This is a genomic window from Luteimonas colneyensis (genome assembly GCF_014836665.1).
Classification (GTDB): Bacteria; Pseudomonadota; Gammaproteobacteria; order Xanthomonadales; family Xanthomonadaceae; genus Luteimonas; species Luteimonas colneyensis.
Genome location: NZ_JACSQJ010000004.1, coordinates 170,299 through 182,168 on the forward strand (window position 1 = coordinate 170,299; position 11,870 = coordinate 182,168).

10 protein-coding genes are annotated in these 11,870 nt (G+C 69.6%); 4 read left to right on the plus strand and 6 right to left on the minus strand.

Annotated features, from left to right (window positions below; translation table 11 throughout):
- Positions 1–42 precede the first annotated feature (42 nt).
- The 3 genes from H9645_RS09225 to H9645_RS09235 are packed head-to-tail and all read right to left on the minus strand — an operon-like array spanning position 43 to position 5,961.
- A complete protein-coding gene (locus tag H9645_RS09225; protein ID WP_191729406.1) occupies positions 43–1,494 on the minus strand; it encodes an efflux transporter outer membrane subunit in 1,452 nt (483 codons plus the stop codon).
- A complete protein-coding gene (locus H9645_RS09230) occupies positions 1,487–4,657 on the minus strand; it encodes an efflux RND transporter permease subunit (protein WP_191729407.1) in 3,171 nt (1,056 codons plus the stop codon). Before H9645_RS09230 ends, H9645_RS09225 begins: the two co-directional genes overlap by 8 nt.
- A gap of 11 nt (positions 4,658–4,668) precedes the next feature.
- On the minus strand, positions 4,669–5,961 hold the full coding sequence (locus H9645_RS09235; protein WP_191729408.1) for an efflux RND transporter periplasmic adaptor subunit: 1,293 nt from the start codon (positions 5,959–5,961) through the stop codon (positions 4,669–4,671).
- Positions 5,962–6,121: 160 nt separating this feature from the next.
- Here H9645_RS09235 and H9645_RS09240 point away from each other — a divergent pair, with 160 nt between their 5' ends.
- The gene (locus H9645_RS09240; RefSeq protein ID WP_191729409.1) at positions 6,122–6,766 is read left to right on the plus strand and encodes a TetR family transcriptional regulator; all 645 of its coding nucleotides are present in this window, start codon (positions 6,122–6,124) and stop codon (positions 6,764–6,766) included.
- Between the two features lie 85 nt (positions 6,767–6,851).
- Here H9645_RS09240 and H9645_RS09245 read toward each other — a convergent pair whose 3' ends face one another.
- Positions 6,852–7,448 carry a YceI family protein gene (locus tag H9645_RS09245; RefSeq protein ID WP_425490226.1) on the minus strand — a complete coding sequence of 199 codons (597 nt, stop codon included), beginning with the start codon at positions 7,446–7,448 and terminating at the stop codon, positions 6,852–6,854.
- Positions 7,449–7,752: 304 nt separating this feature from the next.
- Here H9645_RS09245 and H9645_RS09250 point away from each other — a divergent pair, with 304 nt between their 5' ends.
- From H9645_RS09250 to H9645_RS09260, 3 genes are read left to right on the plus strand one after another with little or no spacing between them, the layout of a single operon-like run.
- Entirely contained in the window at positions 7,753–8,460 is a 708-nt protein-coding gene (locus tag H9645_RS09250; protein ID WP_191729411.1) for a pirin family protein, read from the plus strand.
- A gap of 29 nt (positions 8,461–8,489) precedes the next feature.
- Positions 8,490–9,071, plus strand: a complete 582-nt coding sequence (locus H9645_RS09255; RefSeq protein ID WP_191729412.1) for a cytochrome b — start codon at positions 8,490–8,492, stop codon at positions 9,069–9,071.
- A 1-nt stretch (position 9,072) separates the two neighbouring features.
- Positions 9,073–9,636 carry a YceI family protein gene (locus H9645_RS09260; RefSeq protein ID WP_191729413.1) on the plus strand — a complete coding sequence of 188 codons (564 nt, stop codon included), beginning with the start codon at positions 9,073–9,075 and terminating at the stop codon, positions 9,634–9,636.
- A gap of 67 nt (positions 9,637–9,703) precedes the next feature.
- On the opposite strand, the gene H9645_RS09265 is transcribed toward H9645_RS09260, so the two are convergent.
- Positions 9,704–10,603 carry a pirin family protein gene (locus H9645_RS09265; protein WP_191729414.1) on the minus strand — a complete coding sequence of 300 codons (900 nt, stop codon included), beginning with the start codon at positions 10,601–10,603 and terminating at the stop codon, positions 9,704–9,706.
- 97 nt (positions 10,604–10,700) lie between these two features.
- Positions 10,701–11,795: an alkene reductase gene (locus H9645_RS09270; protein WP_191729415.1), complete on the minus strand. Its 1,095-nt coding sequence runs from the start codon at positions 11,793–11,795 to the stop codon at positions 10,701–10,703.
- Positions 11,796–11,870 lie beyond the last annotated feature (75 nt).

Genomic DNA, 11,870 nt, shown 5'->3' on the forward strand with positions numbered 1-11,870 from the left:
CCAGGCGTTCCGACCACGAAGCGGTCGCAGCTGTAGCTGCTCCTACAGTTCCGGGCCGGGGGACTGCGGCGCGGCGCTCTCCTCCAGCCAGCCGCCGCCCAGCACGCGGTACAGCGTGACCCGGTTGGCCTGCTCGGCCAGGCGCGTGGCGACCAGCGCCTGCTGCGCGCTGTAGAGCATGCGCTGCGCATCCAGCTGCACCAGATGGCTGTCGACGCCGGCCTCGTAGCGCGCCGTGGCCAGGGACTCGGCCCGGGTGGCGGCATCGACCAGCTCCTGCTGCGCGGCCACCTGCTTCGCCAGCGACTCCGACTGCACCAGGGCGTCGGCGACCTCGCGGAAGCCGGACTGGATCGCCTGCTCGTACTGCGCCAGCGCGATGTCGCGGTCGGCGGTGGCCATGCCCAGGCCCGCGCGCAGGCGCCCACCCTGGAAGATCGGCAGGTTGATGCGCGGGATGAAGCTCCAGACCCTGGTGCCGCTGTCGAACAGGCCGGAAAGATCGTCGCTGGCCGAGCCGAGGCTGCCGGTCAGGCTGATCGAGGGGAAGAACGCCGCGCGCGCCGCGCCGATGTTGGCACTGGCCGCCAGCAGCCGGTGCTCGGCGGCGATCACGTCCGGCCGCCTCAGCAGCACCCCGGAATCCAGGCCGGCCGGCACCGCGGCGATGCCGGTGACCGGCGCGACGCTGGCGTCCGCGGTCGGCAGCAGCGAGGCGTCGAGTGGCGTACCCGCCAGCAGGTCGAGCGCGTTGCGGTCGCGCGCGACCTGGCCCTTGAGCCGCTCGACGTCGGTGCGCGCGGTGGCGACCTGGGTGCGCACCTGCTCGACCTCGAGCGCGGAGGTCGCGCCCAGCTCGTAGCGCCTGCCGGTCAGCTCCAGCGTCTCTTCGTAGGTGCCCAGCGCCTGCTGAGACAGCCGCAGCTGCTCCTGGTCGGCGGCCAGCGTCAGCCAGGCGTTGGCGACCTCGGCCACCAGCGACAGCTGCGCCGAACGCTGCGCCTCCTCCGTCGCCAGGTACTGCTGCAGCGCCGCCTCGCCGAGGTTGCGCACGCGGCCGAACAGGTCGAGTTCGAACGCGGCCAGGCCGACGCCGGCGGTGTAGGTCTCGCTGACCGGGATGTCGCCGCCCACGCGCTCCATCTCCACCGACGCGCCCAGCGAAGGCAGCCGGTCGGCGCGCTGGATGCGGTACTGCGCCCGCGCGCGCTCGACGTTGAGGATGGCCACGCGCAGGTCGCGGTTGTTGTGCAGCGCCAGCGCGACCACCTGCTCCAGCCGCGGGTCGGCGAAGAAGTCGCGCCAGCCGATGTCGGCCACCGGAAGGGCGCCGTTGTCGGCACTCGCCGCGCCCGCGACGGGCGTCACCTCGGGCATCGGCCAGGTGGCGGGGATCCCGGCCTGCGCTTCGGGCGTGGCCGGCACCAGGGTGGCGCAGCCGCTGGCGGCGAGGACCGCCGCCAGGGCCAGCGCGAGGCGTGCGTGCTTATTCATGCTCGATGGCTCCCTTGTTCGCGGACGGTTCGCCCGCCCCGGCCTTGGCCTTCCCACCGAGGAGCTTCTGGATCACCACGAAGAACAGCGGGATGAAGAACACGCCCAGCAGCGTGCCCACCACCATGCCGCCGACCACGCCGGTACCGATCGCGCGCTGCGCGCCGGAACCTGCACCGCTGGCCAGCGCCAGCGGCAGCACGCCCAGGCCGAAGGCCAGCGAGGTCATGATGATCGGGCGCAGACGGTCGCGGACGGCCTGCATGGTGGCTTCGATCAGCTCCATGCCGCTTTCCAGATTGGCCTTGGCGAACTCCACGATCAGGATCGCGTTCTTGCTGGTCAGGCCCACCGTGGTGAGCATGGCGACCTGGAAGTAGACGTCGCGGTCCATGCCCATCAGGGTGTTGGCCAGCACGGCGCCGAGGATGCCCAGCGGCGCGACCAGCAGCACTGCGGTCGGCACCGTCCAGCTTTCGTACAGCGCCGCCAGGCACAGGAAGATGATCAGCAGCGACAGCGTGTACAGCAGCGGCGTCTGCGAACCGGACTCGCGCTCCTGGTAGGAGACGGCCGTCCATTCGATGCCGAAGCCCGGCGGCAGCTGTTCGGCCAGGCGCTCGATCTCGTCCATGGCCTCGCCGGACGACACCCCCGGCGCCGCCTCGCCCTGGATCTCCACCGACGGCGTGCCGTCGTAGCGCTCCAGGCGCGGCGAGCCATAGTCCCAGTGCGAGCTGCCGAAGGCGCTGAACGGCACCATCTCGCCGGCGCTGTTCTTCACCGACCACAGGTTGAAATCCTCCGGGGTCATGCGGAACGGCGCGTCGGCCTGGATGTAGACGCGCTTGACGCGCCCGCGGTCGATGAAGTCGTCGATGTACTGGCCGCCCCAGGCCGCCGCGAGCGTGGCATTGATCATGTCCTGCGACAGACCGAGCGCGCCCGCCCTGGCCACGTCCACGTCGATGCGCAGCTGCGGCGTGTCCTCCTGGCCATTGGGGCGCACGTTGGCGAGCATGGGGCTTTCCCCGGCCATGCCGAGCAGCTGGTTGCGTGCCGCGATCAGGGCGTCATGGCCCTGGCCACCGTTGTCCTGGAGATAGAACGAGTAGCCGCTGGCGATGCCGAGTTCGGGCATGGCCGGGGGCGCGAACACGAAGATGAAGGCGTCCTTGATCTGGCTCATCGCGCCCATGCCGCGGCCGGCCACCGCTTCCGCGCTCAGCTCCGGATCGGTACGTTCGCTCCAGTCCTTGAGCTTGATGAAGGCGATGCCGGTGTTCTGGCCCATGCCCGCGAAGCTGAAGCCCTGCACCGCGAACACCGACTCGACCGCGTCCTTCTCGTTCTCGAGGAAATGCTTCTCCAGCGCCGCGATCGACTCCAGCGTGCGCTCCTGGGTGGCGCCGACCGGCGTCTGGATCATGGCCATCAGCACGCCCTGGTCCTCGTTGGGCAGGAAGGCGCTGGGCAGGCGGGCGAACAGCAGGCCCATGACCAGCGCCAGCGCCGCGAACACGGCCATGAAGCGCCACGGGCGGCCGAGGATGCCGCGCACGCCGCGCTGGTACTTGCCGCTGGTCTTCTCGAAGCCGCGGTTGAACCAGCCGAAGAAGCGCGCGAAGCGCCCGCTGCCGCTGTCGTGGTGCTCGCCCTTCTTCAGCGGCTTGAGCATGGTCGCGCACAGTGCCGGGGTCAGCACGATGGCGACCAGCACCGACAGCGCCATCGCCGAAACGATCGTCACGGTGAACTGCCGGTAGATCACGCCGGTCGAGCCGGACATGAAGGCCATCGGCACGAACACCGCCGACAGCACCACGCCGATGCCGACCAGGGCGCCGGTGATCTGGTCCATCGACTTGCGCGTGGCCTCGAGCGGCGACAGCCCCTCCTCGCTCATGATGCGCTCGACGTTCTCCACCACCACGATGGCGTCGTCGACCAGCAGGCCGATCGCCAGCACCATCGCGAACATGGTCAGCATGTTCACCGAGAAGCCGAGGGCTGCGAGCACGCCGAAGGTGCCCAGCAGCACCACCGGCACCGCGATCGTCGGGATCAGGGTGGCGCGGAAGTTCTGCAGGAACAGGTACATCACCAGGAACACCAGCACGATGGCCTCGAGCAGGGTCTTGACCACGCCCTTGATCGACACCTGCACGAAGGGCGTGGTGTCGAACGGCACGACCACCTTGATGCCCGGCGGGAAGTACGGCTCGAGCTCGGCCAGTGCCTGCTTCACGCCCTCGGCGGTATCGAGCGCGTTGGCGCCGGTGGACAGGGAGATCGCGACGCCGGTGGCCTGCCGGCCGTTGTAGCGGGAGTCGAACTCGTAGCTCTCGGTGCCCATGTCGACGCGCGCGATGCCGCCCAGGCGCAGCGCCGAGCCATCCGGATTGCTGCGCACGATGATGTCGCGGAACTGCTCCGGCGTCTGCAGCCGGTCCTGCGCGTTGATGGTGGCGTTGATCTGCTGGCCGTCGATGGCCGGCGCACCGCCGAGCGAGCCGATGGCGACCTGGGCATTCTGCGCCTGGATCGCGGCGGTGACCTCGGGGATCGACAGCTGGTAGGTGTGCAGCTTGTTCGGGTCCAGCCAGATGCGCATGGCGTACTTGCCACCGAACACCTGGATGGTGCCGACGCCCGGAACGCGACTGAGCGGGTCGACGATGTTGGCACCGACGTAGTCGGCGATGTCGGTCTTGTCCATGCTGCCGTCTTCGGACACGAAGCCGATCACCTGCAGGAAGCTCGACGTCGACTTGCTCACGTTCACGCCCTGCCGCTGGACCTCCTGCGGCAGCAGCGGCATCGCCAGCTGCAGCTTGTTCTGCACCTGCACCTGGGCGATGTCGGGGTCGGTGCCGGTCTCGAAGGTCACGGTGATGCTCGCCATGCCGTTGGAGGACGACTGCGAGGAGAAGTACATCAGGCCGTCGAGGCCCTTCATGTTCTGCTCGATGATCTGGGTCACCGAGTCCTCGACCACCTTGGCCGACGCACCGGGATAGGTGGCGCTGATCTCGATGCTGGGCGGTGCCACGGTGGGATACATCGAGACCGGCAGGCTGGTGATCGACAGCGCGCCGGCGAGCATGATGATGATCGCGATGACCCACGCGAAGATGGGCCGGTCAATGAAGAAACGTGCCATGGGGGTCTCCGTTACTCCTGCGCGGCCGGAGCGGGCGCGGTGGCGGCGTCGGCCGCGTCATTGACGGCGGGGTCCGCCGCATCGGCTGCATCCGCTGCATCCGCTGCGTTGTCCGCGGAAGCAGCGCTCGCAGCGGCCCCCGGGCTGGCGCCCGCGGCGGCCGGCAGGCGCGGCGCCGGCGCCTCTGCGGTCACCTCCACCGCCGCGCCCGGCGCGATCTTCTGCAGGCCCTCGACCACCACGCGGTCGCCCGCGGCCAGTCCGGACTCGACCAGCCACTGGTCGCCGATGGTCTGGCTGACCACCACCGGGCGCTGCTCGACCACGCCCTCGGCGTTGACCACCATGGCCGAGGTGTTGCCCTTGGGATCACGGGCCACGCCCTGCTGCGGTACCAGCAGCGCGTCCTGGCGCACGCCGGCGCCGAGCTTCGCGCGCACGTACATGCCGGGCATCAGCACGTGGTCGGGATTGGGCACCTCGACGCGCAGCGAGAAGCTGCCGGTGCTGGGATCCACGGCCACTTCGGAGAACTTGAGGCTGCCGGGATGGGTGAAGGCGCTGCCGTCCTCCATCAGGATCGTCACCGGCATGCCCTCGGTGCTCTCCAGGCGGCCGTCGGCGAACGCGCGCCGCAGGTCCAGCAGCTCGGTGCTGGACTGGGTCAGGTCGACGTGGATCGGATCCAGCTGCTGCACGGTGGCCAGCGCGGCGCCCTGGTTGGCGGTGACCAGCGCGCCCTGGGTGACGCTGGACTTGCCGATACGGCCGCTGATCGGCGAGGTGATGCGGGCGTAGCCCAGGGTCACGTTGGCGGCGTCGAGCGCGGCGCGCGCGGCGGCGACGTCGGCCTCGGCCTGGCCCAGCGCGGCGGTGGCGTTGTCGTGGTCCTGCTTGCTGACAGCGTTGACCTCGACCAGGTCGGCGGTGCGCTTCGCGGTCAGGCGCGCGGCCACCAGCGTGGCTTCCGCGCGCTTGAGCTGGGCGCGGGCGCTGTTGGCGGCGGCGCGGTAGCTGGCGTCGTCGATCTGGTACAGCGGCTCGCCGGCCTTGACCATGCCGCCCTCGGTGAACAGCCGCCTGGACACGATGCCGCTGACCTGCGGCCGGACCTCGGCCACCAGCCAGGCATTGGTGCGGCCCGGCAGTTCGCGGGTGATGGTCACCGGGCGGGTCTGAAGGGTGGCGACGGTGACGGTGGGCTTCGGGGGCTCCCCGCCCTGCTCGCCGCCGCCGCAGGCCGCGAGTACCGCTGCGGCGAGGAGAGCGAACATCGGGCGGGCACGGCGGAGGGTCGTGGTCATGGGGGGAGGCCTTGTGGGGATTCGAAAACGGCACGCCCAGCGACCGGAACTCCGCGCAGGCGGCGTTGGTGCTGGGCGTTTCAGGTAAGACGATGTAATATACATACATGAATGTATGTCAGTCAACGCGCGTACAGTGTTGTCGGGTCAGGAGGCGTTAATGGCACGCAGGACCAAGGAAGACGCACAGGCCACGCGCGAGGGCATCCTCGACGCGGCCGAGGAGTGTTTCCGCGAGAAGGGGCTGTCCGGCACCAGCCTGGAGGCCATCGCGGCGCGCGCCGGCGTGACCCGCGGGGCGGTCTACTGGCACTTCAAGAACAAGGCCGAAGTGCTGGAGGCGATGATCAACCGCGTCAGCCTGCCGTTCTTCCACGGCCTGGACCGCGTCTCGCGCCCGGACGGCAGGACGCCGCTGCTCGACCTGCGCGAAACGATGCGGCAGGCGTTCGCCGACCTGGTGCACACGCCGCGGGTCCGCGCCACGCTCGAGGTGCTGGAGTTGCGCTGCGAGATCCCGGCGTCCGACGACACCCTGGCCACGCTGCGCAAGACCGGCATGCACCAGACCCTGTCGCGCATCAAGGCCGCCTTCCGCCGCGCCGAGGCCCTGGGCCAGCTGCGCGAAGACATGAGCGCGGAGAGCTGCGCGCGCACCCTGCACTTCATCATCGGCGGCGCCCTGCGCATGCATCTGGTGGATCCGGAGGAGATCGACCTGGAACGCGACGGCCTGGCCGCGGTCGAACTCGCCCTGCGCGGCAGCGCGCGGGATCCCTCGCAGTTCGACGCCGCTCACCGGTAGGCACGAAAAGGCCGCCGCACCTCGCGATGCGGCGGCCCTGGCGATGCTGACGTGGGAAGGGCGCGCTTGCGTCCTGCGCGAACCCTTACTCGCCCTGCTTCGGCACCGAAGCCTCGGTCGTGATGCGCAGTTCCACCTCGTCGCTGACGTTCGGGGCGTACATGCCCAGGCCGAAGTCGGTGCGCTTGATGGTGGCCACGGCGTCGAAGCCGGCCGCCGGCTGCTGGGTCATCGGATTGGTGCCGACCTTGTTGATGGTGGCATCCAGCACGACGGGCTTCGTGATGTCCTTGATGGTCAGGTCGCCGGTGATCTTCAGCTTGCCCTCGCCGGCGGCTTCCACCGCGGTGCTCCTGAAGGTGGCCTGCGGGAACTTCTCCGCGTCGAAGAAATCGGCGCTGCGCAGGTGCTCGTCGAAGGCCTTGACGTGCGAGGACAGGCCGGCCAGCGGCATCACGACCTCGACCTTCGAGGCGGCGACGTTGTCCGGGTCATAGGTGATCGTGCCTTCGACCTGGCCGAAGTGCGCGATCGGGTTGGAGAAGCCGAAGTGGCTCCACTGGGCCACGACGTCGGTATGCGCCGGGTCCATGGTGTAGGTGACGGGCGCGGCGAAGGCATAGGCCGAGGCGGCGAGGAGAGTGGCGGCGAGGACGCCGCGGGACAGGCGGTTGATGGTCATGTCGGTGTTCCGGAATGTGCGATGGCGGGTGGATGCGATGGGCCGGCGGAGGCGACGCCGCCGACCGGTGACGCACAGCATATCGTTCTGAATTTGAGTTTCAGCACTTCAAATTGGAACAAATGATCACAATCACAGAACAATGATGGATTCAAGGCGTGCATGGCACTATGGCTGGACACCTGGCGCCATTGTTTCATCAATGAAACAATAAGGCATTCTCTGAGCGGTTTATCGCCGAATATAACACGATCAAACTGGGCTCCAACGCGGCACCGCCGCCCGGAACCAGGAGCAAGCCACCATGATCACCCTGCGCCCCGCCAGCGAACGCGGCCATGCCAACCACGGCTGGCTCGACTCCTGGCACAGCTTTTCCTTCGCCGGCTACCACGACCCGCGCCACGTGCACTGGGGTCCGCTGCGCGTCATCAACGAGGACCGCGTCGCGGCCGGCCAGGGCTTCGGCGCCCACAGCCACCGCGACATGGAGATCATCAGCTACGTGCTCGACGGCAGCCTCGCGCACGAGGACTCGATGGGCAACGCCGCCAGCATCGTGCCGGGCGAAGTCCAGCGCATGAGCGCCGGGACCGGCGTGACCCACTCCGAATACAACCACGAGGCCGACCGCACGACGCACTTCCTGCAGATCTGGATCATCCCGGACCGCCAGGGCGTGACGCCCGGCTACGAGCAGAAGGCCTACTCGGAGGCCGGCAAGCGCGGCCGCCTGCGCCTGGTCGCCAGCCCCGACGGCGCCGACGGATCGGTACGCATGCACCAGGATGCGCGCATGTACGCGGGACTGTTCGACGCCGACGAGCGCGCCGTACTGGACATCGCGCCCGGCCGCCTCGCCTATGTGCACATGGCGCGCGGCAAGGCCGTGGTCAACGGCCACGCCCTGTCCGCCGGCGACGCCCTGCTGTATGCCGACGAGCCGCAGGTGGAGATTGAGCGCGGCGAGGGCGCGGAGATCCTCGTGTTCGACCTGCCGCGCCTGCAATAAAGACGCATTCGACGACACGGAGCCACGCCATGCAGATCCGCAATTCCATCCACCGCTGGGGCGCCGTCAGCATGCTGCTGCACTGGGCCATCGTGCTGCTGCTCGGCTGGCTGGCCTGGCTCGGCCTGACCATGGTCGACATGCCGCCCACGCCGGCCAAGATCAACGCCTATGCCCTGCACAAGTCGCTGGGCCTGACGCTGCTGGGGCTGGTGTCGCTGCGCCTGCTGTGGCGGCTGTTCGCCGGCGCGCCAAAGCCGGTGCCGGGCACGCCGGGCTGGCAGGAGCGCATCGCCTCGATCACGCACTGGATGCTGTACGTGCTGATGTTCGCGATCCCGATCAGCGGCTGGGTGTTCAACTCGGCCTCGGGCTACCCGCTGCAGTGGTTCAAGCAGTTCAACCTGCCGGCGATCGCCGGCCGCAGCGAGGACCTGTCCGCGACCGCCATCCAGGTGCACGAATACGGCTTCTGGCTGCTGCTCCTGCTGGTGCTGGCCCACGCCGGCGCCGCCTTCTACCACCACCTCTTCCAGGGCGACGACACCCTGCGCCGCATGCTGCCCTCGTGGCGCCGCGCCGATACGCCCGCCACCACTCCGGAGAACTGACATGACGATCCGCAACCGCATCCTTCCGCTGGCCCTGGCCGGCACCCTCGCCGTCTTCGCGGCTCCCGCCACCGCCGCCGACTACGTCCAGGCCTCGGGCGCGCTGAGCTTCGCCAGCGAGTACCAGGGCGAAACCTTCGTCGGCCTGTTCCCCGACTTCCAGGCCACGCTGAGCTTCGACCCAGCGGCGCCGCAGGACGCGAAGCTCGACGTCACCATCCCGCTCGCCAGCGCCGACACGAAGAACGGCGACCGCGACGGCACACTGAAGACCGCCGAGTTCTTCAACGTCGCGAAGTTCGCCACCGCCCGCTACACCGCCAGCGGCTTCCGCAGCGCCGGTGGCGACCAATACGTCGCCGACGGCACGCTGGAACTGCGCGGCGTGAAGAAGCCGGTGTCGCTGGCCATCACCTGGACGCCGGGCGAGCGTCCCGTGCTGCAGGGCAAGGCCACGGTGAAGCGCCTGGACTTCGGCGTCGGCGCCGGTGACTGGGGCGATGTGTCGATCATCCCGAACGACGTTGCCGTTTCCACCAGGGTGACGTTCAAGCCCGCGCCCTGACGCCGTCTCCCGCAGGCTTGCGGCAACCCTTGCCAACGCACTGGCGACAAGGCCGCAAAGCCTCCACTCAGGACATCGGCTCGGGTTCGACGATGCGCCCGATCCTCGGCGGCAGCGGTATGAATTCCTCGCTGTCGAGGTCGGGCAGCTTCATCCGCCCCGCCGCCCAGTCGGCGCGTGCCTGGTCGATGCGCTCCTTCGACGACGACACGAAGTTCCAGTCGATCCAGCGCGGCCCCACCGGCTCGCCGCCCAGGGCCATGACCACCGCGTCGCTGACCGCGGCCACCGTCACCGCGCTGCCCGGCTTCAGCACCGCCATGCTGCCGGCCTCGATGCGCTGGCCGGCCACCTCCACTTCGCCGCTGACGACGTAGACCGCGCGCTCGCTGTACTCGGGCGGCAGCGAGGCGCGCGCACCCGCGCGCAGCTGCCAGTGCACGTAGAACTGCGGTGAATCCACCTTCACCGGGGACACCACGCCCGCCAGCCGCCCGGCGATCAGGCGGCCGACGACGCCGTCGCCATCGAACACCGGCAAGGCATCGCTGCCGTAGTGCCAGAACCCGGGATCCATCTCCTCGCGTTCGTCGGGCAGCGCCGCCCACAGCTGCACGCCGTCGATCGGCCCGCCCTCGCGGCGCAGGCGCTCGAAGCGCTCGGAGTGGGTGATGCCGCGGCCGGCGGTCATCCAGTTGACCTCGCCCGGATGGATCGGCTGTTCGGAGCCGACGCTGTCGCGGTGCATGATCTCGCCGTCGAACAGGTAGGTGATCGTCGACAGGCCGATGTGCGGATGCGGGCGCACGTCGGCCTCGGGCGGCAACCCGGGCGCGAGGTCCTTGGGCCCCATGCGGTCGAAGAAGATGTAGGGACCGACCATGCGGCGCTTCGCGAACGGCAGCACGCGGCCGACCTCGAAGGCGCCAAGGTCACGGCTGCGCTGCGGGATGACGAGCTCGATCATGGTGGTCTCCGGCCCGGGGGGATTGCACGGCAGGACTATGGCAGCTGCGGCGGGACCGTGGCGCGTTCCGCGGGTCTCAGGCCGGCTCGGCCTCGGCCTACGCGCGATACGCCGGGTAGTCGACGTAGCCGGCCGCTCCGCCGCCGTAGAACGTGGCGCTGTCGCCCTCGGCCAGCGGCCAGTCGTTGCGCAGGCGCTCCACCAGGTCGGGATTGGCGATGAACGGACGACCGAAGGCGACGAGGTCGGCAAGGCCGGCCTCCAGGTCGGCCTCGGCGCTGTCGCGCGTGTAGTTCCCGGCCAGCACCAGCGTGCCGCCGTACGCGTTCCGGAACGCACGCAGGAAGTCCTCGCCTACCGTGTCCACGATCGCCCCGCGGTTGCTGATGTGCACATAGGCCAGTCCGCGCGTGGACAGCGCCTGCGCCAGCGCAAGCCAGGTCTCGGCCTCGCCTTCGAAGGCGGGCATGTCGAAGATGCGGTTGAACGGCGACAGCCGGATGCCGACGCGGGCGCTGCCGATCGCCGCCGCCACGGCATCGACGGTTTCGAGCACGAAGCGCAGCCTGTTGGCGATTTCGGCACCGCCATAGGCATCGTCGCGCGTATTGAGCCCGCCGTTGACGAACTGCTCGAACAGGTAGCCGTTGGCCCCATGGATCTCGACACCGTCGAAGCCGGCCTCGATCGCGTTGCGCGCGGCCTCGACGAAGTCCGCGGTGATACCCGGCAGCTCGGCGGCCGCCAGCGCACGGGGCACGCTCACCGGCATCTGGCCGGGCGTGCCGTCCTCGCGGAAGGCGAAGGCCTGCACGCCGGCCGCGGCCCTGGCGACCGGCCCCACCGGCGCGCGCTCGCCGGGCTGCAGCGAGGTGTGCGACAGCCGACCCACATGCCAGATCTGCGCGAAGATCGCGCCGCCTTCGGCGTGCACCGCCGCGGTGACGTCCTTCCAGCCGGCGACCTGGGCCTTCGAATGCAGGCCCGGCGTGAACAGGTAGCCGCGCCCCTGCTCCGAGACCTGCGCGCCCTCGGTGACGATCAGCCCGGCCCCGGCACGCTGCGCGTAGTAGGTCGCGGTCAGTGCGTCGGGCACGGTGGTCACCGCGCGGGAACGGGTCATGGGGGCCATGACGATGCGATTGCGCAGCGCCAGGCCGGCGAGGTCATGGCGGTCGAACAGGGTGCTCATGGGGAGGGTCCGGTGCTCCAGCGACGTGGACATCCAATCTACGTCGCTGGCCGCGGCCATGGGTGCGCGGCCATG